General features: G+C 48.2%; 16 protein-coding genes. 10 read left to right on the forward strand and 6 right to left on the reverse strand.

Going from position 1 to position 15,969, the window contains the following annotated elements; genetic code table 11:
- Window positions 1-13: 13 nt before the first annotated feature.
- Window positions 14-277, forward strand: coding sequence for a YkgJ family cysteine cluster protein (locus BMW94_RS01985; RefSeq protein WP_024631858.1), 264 nt, complete (start codon window positions 14-16; stop codon window positions 275-277).
- A gap of 76 nt (window positions 278-353) precedes the next feature.
- Window positions 354-557: a hypothetical protein gene (locus BMW94_RS01990; protein ID WP_090993937.1), complete on the forward strand. Its 204-nt coding sequence runs from the start codon at window positions 354-356 to the stop codon at window positions 555-557.
- A 137-nt stretch (window positions 558-694) separates the two neighbouring features.
- On the opposite strand, the gene BMW94_RS31090 is transcribed toward BMW94_RS01990, so the two are convergent.
- The 3 genes from BMW94_RS31090 to BMW94_RS02000 all read right to left on the reverse strand — a co-directional run bounded on the left by BMW94_RS31090 (window position 695) and on the right by BMW94_RS02000 (window position 2,979).
- Window positions 695-829 carry a hypothetical protein gene (locus BMW94_RS31090; RefSeq protein WP_302847975.1) on the reverse strand — a complete coding sequence of 45 codons (135 nt, stop codon included), beginning with the start codon at window positions 827-829 and terminating at the stop codon, window positions 695-697.
- Between the two features lie 36 nt (window positions 830-865).
- On the reverse strand, window positions 866-2,197 hold the full coding sequence (locus tag BMW94_RS01995) for an MFS transporter (RefSeq protein WP_090993939.1): 1,332 nt from the start codon (window positions 2,195-2,197) through the stop codon (window positions 866-868).
- A gap of 77 nt (window positions 2,198-2,274) precedes the next feature.
- The gene (locus BMW94_RS02000; protein WP_090993941.1) at window positions 2,275-2,979 is read right to left on the reverse strand and encodes an O-methyltransferase; all 705 of its coding nucleotides are present in this window, start codon (window positions 2,977-2,979) and stop codon (window positions 2,275-2,277) included.
- A gap of 138 nt (window positions 2,980-3,117) precedes the next feature.
- Here BMW94_RS02000 and BMW94_RS02005 point away from each other — a divergent pair, with 138 nt between their 5' ends.
- Window positions 3,118-4,014 carry a LysR family transcriptional regulator gene (locus BMW94_RS02005; RefSeq protein WP_090993943.1) on the forward strand — a complete coding sequence of 299 codons (897 nt, stop codon included), beginning with the start codon at window positions 3,118-3,120 and terminating at the stop codon, window positions 4,012-4,014.
- A 23-nt stretch (window positions 4,015-4,037) separates the two neighbouring features.
- Here BMW94_RS02005 and BMW94_RS02010 read toward each other — a convergent pair whose 3' ends face one another.
- Window positions 4,038-4,769 carry a YoaK family protein gene (locus BMW94_RS02010; protein WP_175480554.1) on the reverse strand — a complete coding sequence of 244 codons (732 nt, stop codon included), beginning with the start codon at window positions 4,767-4,769 and terminating at the stop codon, window positions 4,038-4,040.
- Between the two features lie 142 nt (window positions 4,770-4,911).
- On the reverse strand, window positions 4,912-5,637 hold the full coding sequence (locus BMW94_RS02015; RefSeq protein WP_254790074.1) for an alpha/beta hydrolase family protein: 726 nt from the start codon (window positions 5,635-5,637) through the stop codon (window positions 4,912-4,914).
- A gap of 388 nt (window positions 5,638-6,025) precedes the next feature.
- On the opposite strand from BMW94_RS02015, the gene BMW94_RS02020 reads away from it, so the two are divergent.
- Together BMW94_RS02020 and BMW94_RS02025 are read left to right on the forward strand one after the other, a co-directional pair.
- On the forward strand, window positions 6,026-6,772 hold the full coding sequence (locus BMW94_RS02020; RefSeq protein ID WP_090994245.1) for a GTP pyrophosphokinase: 747 nt from the start codon (window positions 6,026-6,028) through the stop codon (window positions 6,770-6,772).
- A 41-nt stretch (window positions 6,773-6,813) separates the two neighbouring features.
- Window positions 6,814-8,055, forward strand: coding sequence for a multidrug effflux MFS transporter (locus BMW94_RS02025; RefSeq protein WP_090993949.1), 1,242 nt, complete (start codon window positions 6,814-6,816; stop codon window positions 8,053-8,055).
- 138 nt (window positions 8,056-8,193) lie between these two features.
- On the opposite strand, the gene BMW94_RS02030 is transcribed toward BMW94_RS02025, so the two are convergent.
- Window positions 8,194-8,787, reverse strand: coding sequence for a hypothetical protein (locus BMW94_RS02030; RefSeq protein ID WP_090993951.1), 594 nt, complete (start codon window positions 8,785-8,787; stop codon window positions 8,194-8,196).
- A 260-nt stretch (window positions 8,788-9,047) separates the two neighbouring features.
- Here BMW94_RS02030 and BMW94_RS02035 point away from each other — a divergent pair, with 260 nt between their 5' ends.
- From BMW94_RS02035 to BMW94_RS02055, 5 genes are all read left to right on the forward strand, one after another.
- Window positions 9,048-10,043 (forward strand): iron-hydroxamate ABC transporter substrate-binding protein, encoded by a 996-nt coding sequence (locus tag BMW94_RS02035; protein WP_254790075.1) that lies wholly within the window; start codon window positions 9,048-9,050, stop codon window positions 10,041-10,043.
- Window positions 10,044-10,201: 158 nt separating this feature from the next.
- Window positions 10,202-10,822, forward strand: coding sequence for a flavin reductase family protein (locus BMW94_RS02040; RefSeq protein ID WP_090994250.1), 621 nt, complete (start codon window positions 10,202-10,204; stop codon window positions 10,820-10,822).
- A gap of 213 nt (window positions 10,823-11,035) precedes the next feature.
- Window positions 11,036-12,193, forward strand: coding sequence for a type III polyketide synthase (locus BMW94_RS02045; protein WP_090993953.1), 1,158 nt, complete (start codon window positions 11,036-11,038; stop codon window positions 12,191-12,193).
- A gap of 49 nt (window positions 12,194-12,242) precedes the next feature.
- Entirely contained in the window at window positions 12,243-14,492 is a 2,250-nt protein-coding gene (locus tag BMW94_RS02050; protein ID WP_090993955.1) for an MMPL family transporter, read from the forward strand.
- A 440-nt stretch (window positions 14,493-14,932) separates the two neighbouring features.
- Window positions 14,933-15,952, forward strand: coding sequence for an alpha/beta hydrolase family protein (locus BMW94_RS02055; RefSeq protein ID WP_090993957.1), 1,020 nt, complete (start codon window positions 14,933-14,935; stop codon window positions 15,950-15,952).
- Window positions 15,953-15,969 lie beyond the last annotated feature (17 nt).

A 15,969-nucleotide genomic window follows, 5' to 3' on the forward strand; every position in this document is an offset into this window, starting at 1 on the left:
GAGGACAATAATTATGGAATGCAGGACAGGCTGTGCCGCATGCTGTATCGCGATTTCCATCTCATCGCCGATACCCGGGATGGCTGACGGCAAGCCCGCAGGTGTGCGCTGTGTACAACTGACGGAGGACAATCGCTGCGGAATCTTTGGTCAGAAAGAGCGCCCCGCTGTATGCAGCGGATTGCAGGCTTCGGAAGAGATGTGTGGCAGCACGGACCAGGAGGCGTTTGAGCGATTGAGCTGGCTGGAGCAGGAAACTGCCCCGAGTTCAGCGTGACAGAGTTGTTTTAAGGGAAAAGGATAATTATACTTAATATGGAAGGGGTTTGAGAAAAGAAAGGGGTATGGGATGAATGGGACTTGCCAAACGGTTTGTAATGGTCGTTGTGAATATGATTGGAGAACTGTGGATGGGATTCTACAGGCGAAACTCAGACTTCTATGACAAGCAGACATCAGGGGCAAAAAGCAAACTTGGCTATTATGCATTTATTATTGGGACGGCAGTTGTAACCGTGGGCGTTGTAAGCTGGATGTATAGTCGGGTTTATTCATAACTAAAACAAACACATAAAAGAGAGTATCCGCAGGCTGGAAATCAGTCGGATACTCTCTTTGCTATGTCTACTTATTATTTACGTGATCGAAGAGTGAGTGCTCGCCTCTTTTTTCCTCAACATATGCATGAGAATCATCATAAGGAGCCCGTCAGTGTTAATACAATAGAGTAACTCACGATTAGAATACCGTAGTCCCGAATGAAAGAGGGCCACATGAGCGGTTGGATGGTGATTGGCTCATTACGAAGCAGGACAGGAAGCTGATTCATCACTTGTCATCCACGGTCCTGCTGAATGGTTATCATTTATCTGTTCGCCGCAAGAACACGGGCAGAAGGCTTAGGTTCTTTGAACATCATATAGTACATCAGCGAGGAAATCACGTATAAACTGCCTGTAATGCTGAACGTGATCGCGTAACCCCAATACGTGCCGTAAGTGGTCACGAGGTAGGATTGAACGGGTCCCATGGTGGCCCATCCAATCATAAAGGCGGTCTGCATCAATGAATTGGCGATTCCACGGCGTTTGTCCGATACTCTGTCCACCAGAATAGCGGATTGAATCGGATTGGCTGCATTCATCAGCGCTTGTCTAAATAAGAAACTCACTGAAGCGATGAGCAGCAGATTCGTAAAGCCGGTCAACAGCAGGAAGGGCAGTGACATGACCTGGAAGATGACGACAGCTCGAACACTTCCCACCTTGGCCGCGAGTGTAGGTCCGATCAGCATCGATACAATGGTCATGATCTGACCCAATGAAATGAGCAGACTCATGGCACTTAAGGATACCGAAAAACGGTTGGTGAAATACAGATTCAAATAAGGTACAACCAGGCCAGAACCAAACCCGATTAATAATTGGGTTAAGACAAATTGACCGATCAAACGGGAATCTTTCTTTTGGCTAAGAGTAACGTTCTTGCTGCTTTGTTCTGCGGAATGAGCGACATCCTGTTTGCCATCCGTTGCAGATGTTGCAGATTCAGTGACAGGTTGCGCCGGAGTATACGCTTGTGGTGCCTTCTTATCCTCGGATACAAACAACATCGGAATAAACGCAACCAGTGTAGCTGCCCCACCTACGAACAATACCGTTTGCAAACCCGTGACTTTGGCAAGGCCAGCCGTATGAAGCAGGTCTGCAAATATGCCACCACCCAAGCTGCCGAGTACCTGAGAAGCGAGTACGAGGCAGGAGTAATAGCTGAACATCTTCAGTCGTTGACTTTTCTTCACATTCTCAGCGAGGAAGGGAATGGCCAGTACCTGAAATACGCCAGCGAAAAGTCCTGAAAATACAGCAAACCAGATCAGTCCGCTGGCAGAATAATCGAAGGAACGGCCAATCAGAAAGATTCCGCTGAATAATGCGCCGGTAATCAACAGCCGCTTACGGCTGAAGAAATCGCCGCATAGTCCGATAGGAACAAACATAATCGCTGTCGCAAGTGATTGAATACTTACAATCTGGCCGTTCATTGTATCATTGTAGCCTAGACCCTGAATGTACAGATTGTACAAGACAGAGAACATGCCATTTCCGATCTGATACAAGATGCTTGCCAGAAAAAACAATTGAATATTGCGGGACCAGCCCCGAATTTCAGCATGAATCTGTTGTAGAAGTCTCAAGTGGTTTCCCCCAGTCTGCCTGTGCAGTAATTTTAGTTTAACAGGAATGGGGGATTTGCGGAAGAATTGACCACTGTTTATTTTGTAGTAGGGGATTCCAGCACTCGGGCAATCACGAATCCATCGTAGCCTTTACTGCCTACAGTCTGTATTGCTGTAGCTTCAAGACGCGGGTTATCTGCAATTAATTTCAAGAAAGACTGAACGCCCTGAACTCTGTTGTCCGTACTGTCTGCATGGATAACTTCACCGTCCCTGACGATGTTGTCACCAATAATCAGACTTCCCGGACGAGCCAGACGCAGCGCCCATCGCAAATAGTCGGGATTACTCGGTTTGTCAGCATCGATGAATATGAAATCAAAGGGCTCTCTGTACTCTTCCTGAACGTCGGGAAGAGTAGTCAGGGCGGGACCCACTCGAAGGTCAACCTTGTGCATAAGTCCTGCACGCGTGAGGTTGGTTTGTGCCATCTCTGCATGGCGCGGCTCTGCCTCCAGTGTGACGATACGTCCGTTTTCGGGAAGGGCTCTTGCCATCCAGATCGTGCTGTACCCGCCAAGCGTCCCGATTTCGAGCACACGAGTTGCACCTTGTATTTGAAGCAGGAGCTGCAGCAATTTCCCTTGATTAGGTGCTACATCATGGGCGGGCAAGCCTGCGTCCACATTGGTACGTAGAGCCTGCTCCAGCAGGGAATCCGAGGGGATTAATAACGCGTTCAAATAGTCGTCGACTTGACTCCAGGTTTGCTGTTGAGTAGAACCATTCACATTGTTCATCGTTACACGTTCCTTTCCGATTGCATGTATTGGATTTCATACTTCAACTATAAAGTGAACAGATATATAAATAAAATATATATTATGTATGTTAATATAACTTTATATTATATAATTCAAGTGAAGAAGGTGTAGCGGTTGAATTTGCACGGATTACGATTGTTTCATGCCATTGTTAGATATGGGGGAGTCACGCGTGCGGCGGAAGAACTTAACATTAGCCAGCCAGCGGTATCCTCTCAGGTAAAGAAGTTTGAGCGGGAGTTGGGCATTCAACTATTTGCTTCGGAGGGGAGAAGACTGGTTCTTACCGATGCTGGAATGCAATTAACAGGTTACGCGGAACGTCTGTTCATGCTGGAGCAGGATGTAGAAAACTTTGTACAGGATTTTCGGGCAGGCAAGAAAGGACTAATTCGTCTTACCGCAACCTATTTGCCCTCGAATTTTCTGCTGCCGGGCTGGATTGCCCGTTTCAAGCAAATGCATGAGGATGTGGAGCTGGTTGTGAGCACAACCAATACCCGGATGGCTTTTGATCAACTGCTGCGTTATGAGGCCGAGATTGCGGTTTATGGTGGAAGTGGCATTACACATTCAGGTGTTGATTGGGACGAATTGTTTGAAGATGAAATGTGGTTTGTGGTACATCCCGATCACCCCTACGCGGGAAAGGAAATTGAGCTTCGGGAGATGGTGGCGGAGCCCTTCATCATGCGCGAAGAAGGCAGCGCTACACGGGAGCGTCTGGTCTCTCTTTGCACAACAAATAACCTGGCCGCTCCCCGCATTGCGCTTCAGTTCAATGGGTTGAACGAAACGATTAGTGCGGTAAAGGCAGGTTATGGGGCCAACTTTATTTCTTCTCTGGTCGTAAAGGAAGATGTACAACAGGGCAGGCTGGCACGAGTATTCGTTCGAGGTGTACAGTTGAAAAACACGGTAGCCGTCTGTACACGAGCAGGGGAAGTGTTATCTCCTGCTGCACAGCATCTGGTTGAACTCATCAGACAGGAAGCATCATTAATGAAATGAATCGTTCAATAATGGCATGAGAGCTAACTTTGAATGTCATCCGTCGACGCTGCTTTGGTTGTTCCTCTGGAGTATAACCGGGCGTACAGGGTGACTCCGCCAACGATCAGAGCAGGTATCCAGACTGCCATCATGGGTACGTGGTGGAACAACATCGCAGCTAGAATAACGCCGCCCAAATAGATCACAACGGCACCTGCACGAAGGTATGCATCTGCTGATAGCGCTTTGACCAGCGAGCGGATATTGGCGTGTCGAAGTCGCTGAAGGATGCTTACCGCATCCTCAACCACGGCGGCCAGATTATTGGTGAGTACGGTCGTTGAGATACCGGCAATCCCAATGCGGCGAGCCGCAGTCGTTTGCATCCCCATGGCGGCGGCCAGCATGGCAATCAGAAAATAGGATAGTTGTTCCGAATAAGGACTGATCATAGCGATGGCAAAGAGCAGAAGCAATATACTTTCTACAGTGAACACAGCTGTGACCCTGGCAGACCAGCCGTTTTTCGTCTGCACATGTCCGATCATGTATGCCGCAATGGCATTACCAGCAATAAAACCAATGAGGGCAAGGAGTGCACGCAGCACAACCAATTCCTGAGCACGGGCAATCGCAATCCCCAGCAGCACAATATTGCCCGTCATATTGGCTGTAAGCACATGCCCTAGTCCCAGATATCCGATCACATCGACCATTCCGGCAGACATGCATAGCAGCAGCATCGCGTACTTTTGGAGGGTATTTAGATTCATAATCATCCATCCTTTCCAAAAACGTAACCCCTCCAGTATACATCCACAACGCAAAATCCTTCAAAATGAAAATTGATGATGAAATGCACATTCCCCTTATCCGCTTATCAGCAAACTTGTTTAAATCGTGCCTACTTTGCAGCTAAGGTGCTGCAAGCCAGTCAAACATATTGTTCACTGCCGCCTCATGCATCCGCTCCTGAAAACGATGATCCTGTCCCCCATAAGCGTGAAATGTAACGTTGGCACCTCTACGTTTCAGCCAATGATACATCCGGGTTCCATGACTGTAATTCACCTGCGTATCAGACGTGCCATGCATGATCAGCACAGGACAATGGAGTTTGTGTGCCTTCGACAAGGGAGAACGGGCAAGATAAGCTTCCGGAACTGAACGTGGCGAACCGCCAAGCACCCTTTTCAAAGTACGTCTCAAGTCGGTTCGTTCATGATAGGTGCGTTCCACATCGGCGACACCGCTCCAAAGCACCAGTTTATATACCTGCCGAGGTCCTTCATTGTAGGTTGTTGCGGTATGTACGGCGTTAATGGCTCCACGCGAAAATCCCATCATTGAAATTCGCTTTGTATCGGCAAAGGGCCACTCTTGCACAAGTCGATAAGCGGCATGTACATCCTCGACATCTCGACCGCCATACTCGTCACGTCCTTCGCCACCCTCGTTACCACGATATGATGGAGCGAACACGATATAACCTTTATGGACAAATTGCTCCAGCCAAGCGGTATTTACCCCACCATAGTTGCCCAGCCCACCCCGGCAATAGATCAGAACCGGCCAACGTGCATCAATACCGTCCATGGTGTGTTGTTCTACAGGAGGGTAGCGGCTTGCGAGCTGTTGCATTTGCATGGATTCTTGGGTCACGGTGAAGCTTTGGAAGGCAGAGCTGCTATGGGGGTCTTCTAATGGCGAGAAGGCGGGTAAGGAGCACCCGTCAGGCAGGCATAAATAGCCTTTTACCCGAAGCGTATCGGACGAATACGTCACATGATAGAGCAGGGGGATCGACCTCTTTCATCGGAAATGTCGTGCCAATTGAGCATGATTCTTCTTTAGGATGCGCCTAAACGAGGTTCCCATACCTTTCCTTCAGCAACAGCCGTTCGGTGCGAGAAATTCGTTTATTGGCTCCATATGATTTATAATGGTTCAGGAGACATGTGAATTGACCTCTGTACTCTTATTTATAAAAACTAACTTTAGTGTGCACGAAGAAAGGAAGAAAACCATGATGAACGCTCCACATCCGATTGATCAATTCAAGAAATTTAAATATGAAATTACGAGATTTATGATGATCTATAAATTTGCTTTGGATCAAATGGAGACCAAAATTGAGGTGCTGAAGGAAGAATTTCAGTCCCTGCATGATTACAGCCCGATCGAACATACGAAATCCCGATTAAAGTCACCTGAGAGCATTATGAACAAGATGTTCCGTAAGAATCATGAGTTAACCTTTGAAAGCATCAAGGAAAATATTAAGGATATCGCCGGTGTGCGTATTACCTGCTCTTTTATCTCCGATATCTACCGGATTAAGGATATGCTGTGCAATCAGAGTGACCTGCGTGTGCTGGAAGTGAAAGATTATATCCAGAATCCGAAGCCAAATGGTTACCAAAGCCTTCATCTTCTGGTTGAGGTGCCTGTTTACATGTCTAATGGACAAGAGCGGGCGTGTGTGGAAATCCAAATTCGTACGATTGCGATGGATTTCTGGGCGAGCCTGGAGCATAAAATCTTTTATAAATATAATAAGGACGTTCCCGAGCGTTTAACGAAAGAATTGAAAAGTGCAGCAGACTCTGCTAACGCACTGGATCAACAAATGGAGAGACTGCACCGGGAGATTCAGGAGATCAAGGACGCCGATAACGAGCGTGATGAAGAAGAACTGCGCCGGATTATCATTAACAATCAACAGTTCACACTACCTTCCAACCTGCTCAAGCTGTTAGGAAACGGGGAACAATAAGGAAACGTGAGCTACCGCACGGAAAGGAATATGTTATTCATATGAAAAGTACACCAGCTTCATTAAGCACGAATTCTACATCCCGTGTACGTATGGCATTGATTCTGGGGACACTGTCGGCCTTTGGGCCGCTGTCCCTGGATATGTATTTGCCAGCACTGCCTACACTGGCCGATGAATTCCAATCATCCACTTCTTATGCCCAGCTCAGTCTTACAGCATGTATGGTCGGACTGGCGGCAGGGCAGCTGCTGGCTGGACCTCTAAGTGATGTACGTGGTCGTCGTATGCCGCTTATTGCAGGTCTTATTCTCTATACGATCGCCTCCATACTCTGCCTGGTCAGCCCAACGATGGGCTCTTTTGTTGTGCTGCGTTTCATTCAGGGAGCAGCGGGAGCAGCGGGAATAGTTATCTCGCGCGCAGTAGTGAGGGATGTGTATTCCGGGCCGGAGCTAACACGTTTCTTCTCCCTCTTAATGCTGATTAACGGGGTTGCACCAATTGCAGCACCAATTATCGGCGGGCAACTGCTCGCATATACGTCGTGGCGCGGTGTATTTATTTTGCTGAGTATTATTGGTATTTTGACTTTAGTTGCTGTTGTGGTTGGTCTAGGGGAGACACTGCCTGCAGAACGACGATCCAGCGGAGGACTGAAGCAGACGCTGGTTACATTCCGCAAAATCGCAGGGGATCGCCTGTTCATGGGTTACGCTTTAACCCAAGGTTTTGTATCTGCAGGCATGTTCGCTTACATATCGGGTTCGCCGTTCGTGCTTCAAAAAATATATGGCATCTCCCCGCAAATGTTCAGTATCTGCTTCGCCATTAACGGTCTGGGCATCATTTTGGCAAGTCAGATCGCCGGAAGACTTGCGGGTAAAGTATCTGAAACCCGTCTGTTGATCGCAGGACTGATAACGGCTGCGCTGGGAGGAACATCGCTGCTCATCGCCATTCTGGCAGGAGGTAATCTGATTTCGGTCCTGATCCCGTTATTTCTCGTGGTATCCAGTGTGGGTCTGGTCAATACGGCTTCCTTCTCACTGGCGATGGCCAATCAGGAGAAATCAGCAGGCAGTGCATCCGCACTTATTGGAGTGATGACGTTCCTATTCGGCGGTATTGTCGCTCCACTTGTGGGTCTTGGAGGAGAGGGCACAGCTGTACCAATGGGCATTGTAATCGCTTGTGCGGATCTGGGTGCATTGCTGATTTACGTTGTGATGGTAGGCAAAGGCAACATGGGGAAACGCCAGGGTAAACAGCGGCTGGCGTAAATTGTATAATGCGTAATTGCACTGATGAGAAAAATGACTTGCTGACAATACACTAAGAAAAAATGTAGCCATAAAAAAGCGCCCCAATTGAAGGCTCGTTCCTTCAACTGGGGCGCTTGTTCTATGTCTGAACGTGCTTTAGCAGAGAGCAAACAAAATCTGTGTATTAAGCAGGATACCTGGGGTAAGGAACGGATAGAAGTAACCGATGACAAAACCGAACAGATTGGTGGATGGCCACATTAAGTAAACGTCATTGTACGTGAATACAAGAGACCAGCGGTTATAACAGAAATTTTGCAGTACACGTTGCTCAGGATCACGTGGCGTTGCTACTCCTGATTGGGCAAATTGCACAGCCTGGGTCAGACTCTGTGGCTGTTGCTGGATAAATAGCGGTAGAAGGCCAGGGCTGCTTTTGATCAGGTTATACAGAAAAACCATCTCTGCCGGGGGTTGACCTACTGGACGAGGATAGGCACTAAGCAAGGTAGGCAGATTGCCTTGAGATAACTGTGCAGGCACACCCGGTGCCGTACCGGGGACGCCTCCAGGAAAGTAAGGAGGTTGACCGCCACTACCTCCGCCGGGAATGAATGGGGGATAGGAACCTGGTGCTCCCGGAAAACCTGGCACAGGCTGACCTCCTGGAGTGCCTCCCGGAAATAGTGGTGGCAATTGAAACGAACGATCCTCATCATATCCTGAATAGGTGTTATAAACGTAATTCATGTACGAACATCCTTCCTGTCGTCGTATTCTGGAATTAGCTTATGGCGGCATCCGCCTAAATGTGAATGGTTCGACTGAAGGGGCTTTCGACCTTGAAAGGCAAAGGCTGCATTGACAACTTCGTTGATAACAATTATCATTGTCAATGGAATTGGACAAAAGTACATACCAGTATTATATGCATGAATAATGTATAAACGTCTAAGTCTGTCATAACAACTCAATCCATTGAGGTGTTCATATTGAAAGGGGATAGTCACTTGTTTAAGAAAAATAAAAAAATGGTCATGCTTCTGATCACTGTAATGGTCATGTCCATCTGGCTGGCAGCATGCGGATCGAAGCCAGCAGACAACGGTACAGCAGCAGGAGAGAACAATACAGCAACGGAGACAGAGACACAGACAGAAGCTCCGACAGAACGTACATTGACAGATGCAATGGGTCACGAAGTGAAAATCCCTGCAAATCCGGAGCGGATCATCGCTTCGTATCTGGAAGATAATCTGGTTACACTTGGCGTTAAGCCAGTTGCCCAATGGTCCGTAGCCAACGGAATTCAGGAGTATTTGCAAAAAGATCTGGACGGCATTCCAACGATTGCCTTCGATCTTCCTTTCGAAGCGGTAACAAGCTTCAACCCGGATCTGATTATTATCGGTTCCGAAAGTGTGGTTGAAGGCGAGAAATACGCACAATACAGCAAGATCGCACCTACTTATGTACTTGGCGATGAGATCAACAGCGACTGGCGCAAAGCCCTGCTGAAAATCGGCGAAATTCTGAATAAAGGCGATGAAGCACAAAAAGCGCTGGATGATTACGAAGTGAAAGCCGCAGAAATTAAGGGAAAAATCAATACCGTTACAGGTGGAACGAAATCAGCAGCGGCCATCTGGTTGGTTAGCGGCAAATTCTTTATCGTAAGTGACAATGTATCCAGTGGTGAAGTGATGTACAAGGAACTGGGTCTTGCTGAGCCTGAAGTTGTGAAAGAAATCTCTGCGAATGCGACAGGTAACTGGTCTTCCATATCGCTCGAAAAATTGGCGGAAATGGATGTAGACTACTTGTTCTTTGTGAATAGTGATGAAGGTACTGGTTCAGAAGCACTGAAAGATCCGGTATGGCAAAGCATCCCGGCAGTGAAAAATGGTAACTTATTTGAATTTACCCGTTCGAGCAGCTGGTTGTATAGCGGAGTTCAAGCGAACCTTCAAATTATGGAAGACATTCAGAAAAGTATTGTAAAATAATAAATCAAATACGAAGCCGAATGTGTATACTCCTTGGTGCGATGAGCACCAGGGAGTTTTTTTGTGATTTCAATATTTTACGATATATAATAAAACAATGAAGCGAAGCTCGTGAGAGATGAGGTTCGTTTCACGATCACGAAAGGGGATAACTTATGATGCATACTTTGGACCCGCGAGAATTGACGGGCAGAGATAACTATAAACTGATGAGTGGTTCGGTGGTGCCACGCCCCATCGCATTTGTGACAACACTTTCTCATGATGGCAGCGTTATTAATGCAGCGCCCTTTAGTTTTTTTAATGTAGCCAGCTCTGATCCGCCGATATTATCCATATCCATTGCTCGCAAAGATGGCGTTATGAAAGATACGGCTCGCAATGTGCTTTCTGGGCAAGAACTCGTTGTACATATCTGTGATGAATCGATCGCTCTTGACATGAATGAGACTGCCGCCATGCTGGAGCCCCACGAAAGTGAGCTGGAACGGACAAATCTGACGACTGTACCCAGTACTGTGGTCTCCGTACCAGCAATACAGGAAGCACTCATTCGGATGGAGTGTAAGTTGCATCAGCATATTCCGATATCGAACGATGAGGGAAAACCTGTGAGTGATCTGCTTCTGGTTCGCATTGTACAATATCATTTCAGTGAGAACGTGTATGATCCTGCCACCAAATATATATTGATGGATCAGCTGAAACCGATCAGCAGACTGGCCGGGAATGACTATGCCAAACTTGGCGAGAGATTTACGGTGGTCAGGCCGGAGTAACAGCGGAGCAGGCTGAATGACCTGTTGAAGGACGGGTCTGGATAAAATAATAGTAATCGTCGTTTAATAAGGCGGACAACATGTGCGGAATTTGCATATGTTGTCCGCCTTTGCTTGTTTCATGAACATAAAGGGGGCAAGCGCTGAATAGACTTGTACTATATCTTGCACATGTGACAAGAACCTATTTTATATATAAGGAGGTTGGAGCCGATGAACCAACTTGATGGAACTGTAGCCGCAAGTATCATGGGAATTGGGACGGCATTGCCTGTTCACCGCATTGAGCAAAAGGATGTGTCTGCACGGCTCGCACAAGCGCTGGAGCATGAACCGGATTCCAGACGATGGGCCAAGCGAATATTCAACCAGTGCGGTGTCGAGACGCGTTATTCATGTGAACCGAACCTGCTGGAACCCGTAGAGTCTTGCCGTTATCTGCCCTTTACCCAGGCGGAGAACGTTCCGACCACAGCCGAACGTATGGCCAAATATAAGGAAGCAGCCGTTCCGCTTGGAATTCAGGCAGCACGTCAGGCACTCGAGGACGCTATCGTCTCGACTTCGGAGATTACACATCTCATTACCGTCAGTTGTACAGGGCAATTCCTGCCCGGTCTCGATGTGCGGCTGATTCAGCAGCTTGAACTATCGCCGCGTATTAACCGGATTCCGCTTGTGTTTCAGGGATGTGCGGCTGGTCTGAAAGCTATACAGTTGGCGAATACAATTGTGACGAGTGAGAGAGACGCTACGGTTCTTATCGTATGTGTGGAGCTGTGTACCCTTCATTTTCAGCCTTCCGCCAAGCGAGATGACCTGTTCGCAGCGTCCTTCTTCGGTGATGGCGCATCTGCCTGTGTTGTGGGCCTGTCCGGAACAGGACGCAAAGAACTATTTAGACTGGGGACCGGGCATTCCGTGTTGCTGCCAGACTGTTCGGAAGAGATGATCTGGGAAGTGGGCAATACCGGCTTCGATCTGTATCTCTCGCCACAGATTCCGAAGCTGCTCGGCTTACATCTTGGTCCAGAGGTCGAACGATTGCTGAACGGCAGCGATCTACCTGAGATCTGGGCGATCCACCCCGGAGGCAGAGGTATTGTGGATGCGGTGCAGAAGCTGTACCAGCTGTCAAATGAACAGGTCGCTTACAGCCGAAACATTTTACGGGATTATGGAAATCTATCCTCTGTGACCATTTTGTTTGTTTTACAAGCCATCCGCGATGATTATCGTAAAAATGAAGAAGCTTCCAGCGGAATAGCCCTTGCATTTGGACCGGGACTGACGGCTGAATTGCTTCCTTTTACTTATGTTCCTGCACCCGTTGAAGAAAGAGAACCAGTGAATCAAGGCGCGATTAAATAACGATTATAAAGAAACAGAATTACTAATCTGATAGCAGAGGAGCTTGGGTATGGGTTATCGCAGCCTTGCTGTCCTCATTAGCCGATATCCGCGGTTCATCATTCTCTGCTGGGTGTTTGTCATCGGGATGTCAGCCGTCTGGGCATGGAAATTGCCTGGCATTGTTCAGGATCATGGATTGAATGTGAACCAGGGAGATGCTCATGCTGTAGAGCTTATTCTGGAGAAAGAGTTCCATGTTCCTGCTGATCCGGTTATTCTTTTATTTGAAAAAAAAACCGGCACTACCTCCGCTGAATTCCGGGGCTGGATTAAAGATCGTCTGCAACAGGTGCGCACACTGTCAGGTGTAACGTCCATAATCTCTCCGCTTGAAGCACGTGGAAGCCGGATGCTGCGGGGGGATGTGGCTTATGCTTTGCTGGCGTTTGATGTACCGCCTCACAAGATGGGGGAGCCGCTGGAACAGCTGCGTTCCTTGCTTAAAACCGACGGTAAGGGAACGATCCGAATAACAGGGAAATCCGTTGTCCAGCAGGATGTAAACCGTCTCAGTTTTCGTGATTTGGAACGGGCAGAGGTTGTGGGATTGCCACTTGCCTTCGTCATTTTGTGTTTTGCATTCAGAGGTCTTTATGCAGCGCTGATTGCAGTCATTATGGGAGTATCCGGCGTCATAACGGCTATGGGAGTTACTTCCCTGATGGGTTACCATCTGGCGCTCTCCAACTTTGTAATCAACGTTATTCCAATGGTTGGAATGGCACTAAGTATAGACTTTGCCCTGATTATTCTCAGCAGATACAGAGAGGAACTCCAGCGAAGTCAGAATAGTGAAGAAACAGGTTCGGGCGACGAAGAGGTTCTCCAGAGAATGCTGCGTACAGCGGGAAGAGCCGTATTCTTTTCTGTGGCTTGTGTGCTGTTAGGGCTGCTCGGTCTGCTCTGGATTAGATTGCCGATGTTCGTAAGTGTATCCCTGGGAGCCATTGTCGTGCTCGTCCTATCGGTCCTGTTGAATATAACACTGCTGCCAGCCATATTATTCCTATTTACTGAGCGAATCTTTAGGCAACATTCCGGGAGTTCCATCTCTTCAAAACAGGGGCAGCATCAAAAATCGTTGCCGTCACGCTCGATTTGGGCATTATGGTCAGGTATGGTTATGAGACGGCCGATTCGAATGGCGCTGCTTGGAACGGGTACGCTGCTTGTTTTTGTTCTACCGGTTACCCGATTGGAGCTGGCCATTCCGGATGCTTCTTCCTTGCCTGACAGGATGGAGTCTCGGCAGGCGACTGAGCAGATCCAGCACATTTTTGGACAAGAAAACGTCTCTACAGTAGAAATTGTAATTGGTGGAACAGGAGAGCCGTTGACCGCATCCCACTGGCGAATGGCGCTGAGTAAAATGCGAGAGCTTCAGCAGGATTCGAATGTAGTGGCGGTTGAATCCGCATGGGGGATCATGCTGCCGGACAAGCTCTCAGGCCAAGCTCAAGCTCAAATGAACATTCCAGCACCTTCTTTGCGTGAAGCACTGAAAGAAACTACATCTCAGCAGCCTGCATGGTTGCGTTCGTATGTGTCCGACTCCTCCATTCGTATAGTGGCTACCATTCACGGAGTACCGGGCTCCGATGAAGCTGCATCCTGGCTCGAACAGATGAGGGCGAAGGACGTCGCTGACTCTATTTCTTCTATACCCCTGCGTTATGGGGGAGAGGCTGTCATGCAACATGAGATCATGCAGGAAGTTTCAGGCCAACTGCCCAAAGTGCTGGTGTTTGTTGTGGTATCCAATTATCTCGTATTGCTCGCAGCATTCCGTTCACTGCTCATTCCAATCAAAGCCATTCTGATGAATCTGCTCAGCTTGGCTGCTTCATTTGGCGTGCTCGTACTGGTCTTTAATCAGGGACATTTTGGCATGGAGCCATCTGCCATTGCCATTATGATTCCTGTGTTCATTGCCGGGCTTGTTTTTGGTATCTCGATGGACTATGGCGTATTTATGCTGACCCGCATTCAGGAGGTTTACAGACGAACAGGAGATAGTGATCTCGCCGTACAGCAAGGACTGGCTTCAACCGGACGTCTGATTACATCGGCGGCGGCGATTCTGCTGGCAGTGACTGTGCCGTTTGCGTTTGCTGACGTGGCGGGTGTCAAGCAGCTGGGAATCGGGATTACAGCGGCGGTGTTCATTGATGTAACCATGATCCGTCTGGTGCTGGTACCTGCACTTATGAAACTGATGGGCAGATGGAACTGGTGGCTACCAGGGCACAGGAAATAAATGGCTGATTAAGAAGGATGTTCTCGGAGCCTGAAGATCAGGTATTTGGGGATATCCTTTTTTTCATCAAAATAGTGTGAATTCAGACCAAAACAGGCAATAATGTTCAATTCACGGGCTGTACGGTGATTTATAATAGATTGGACAAGTCCAACATATATTTTTTTACATACGTCTATATAAATTGAACAATACATTTACACGAGAACGGAAAGGACAGAAATAACCTGAAGAAGCGGAGCTACAAGCTTTCTGAAAGAAAGCTCCATCGGAAGCATACACCGCGCCTTTATCCCCGGATTTTCCCCTTTGAAAAAGGGAATTCAAAAAATCTGGGGATAACAGCGATCGGAAGGTTGTTCTGTCATCGGAGTGGCAAGTGTAAATATTCTTTAGTTCAATTTATATATCATTTGAATCCACAGGAGGGATGAACGGCAATGTCGGATATTGAATCTTATTTGCAAAAACAAACAAGCCCGCGTGGACGCTCCGCTTACCAGACGGGTCAATCTCTTGAGCAATGGCGCAGTCAGTTGCGAGCACGGATTATAGATCGGCTGGGCGGTTTCCCAACCATGGCGGCGGAGCTGAATCCCGTATTGCTCGAACGCACCTCATGTGATGGCTACATTCGCGAGCGGGTTGAGATTACGACCTATGCAGGGTTGCGTATGCCCATTTATATGCTGATACCAAATGTGGTAAGCGCTACCAAAGAGTCGCGCCCAGCTATTATAGCCTGCCACGGTCACGGGTATGGCAGCAGGGAGATTTCTGGTATGGAACCTGACGGTTCACCGCGTAGAGGAGAGCCTGGACTGCACAAAGACTTTGCCGTCGCTCTTGTACAGCGTGGATATGTGGTAGCCGCTCCTGAATTGCTAGGATTTGGTGACCGAAGGCTGGAGGAGGATCGAGATGCACCACCTGGCGCAAGCTCCTGTACCAAAATTGCCGCCCATTTGCTCATGACAGGGCAGACCCTGGCCGGGCACCGAATCTATGAAACGATGCGTGTGCTGGATTACGTAGCCACACGTCCTGAAGCTGATCCAGCACGAATCGGCAGCATGGGCATCTCGGGTGGCGGACTCGTGACGGCATTTACTGCTGCATTGGATGAACGATGCCGTGCGGCTGTCGTGAGCGGTTACGCAAGTACTTTCCATGGCAGCATATTGGACAGAAATCATTGCCTCGACAATTATATTCCCGGAATTCTGAGGGAAGCCGAGCTGCCGGATATCATAGGTCTGATCGCACCCAGGCCGCTATTTATTGAAGCCGGAAGTGAAGATCAGGTTTTTCCCCTCCCAACAGCAAAAGAAGCCTACGCACGACTTACAGAGATCTATGAACAGGCGGGAGCACAGAAATGGCTTGATGCAGACTTTTTTACAGGTGGACATGAGATCAGTGGAGCGAAAGCCTATGACTGGCTGGATAACGTTCTATAAGGCAATCATACAAATGA

It is taken from the genome of Paenibacillus sp. OK003 (genome assembly GCF_900109515.1).
GTDB classification, from domain to species: Bacteria; Bacillota; Bacilli; order Paenibacillales; family Paenibacillaceae; genus Paenibacillus; species Paenibacillus marchantiae.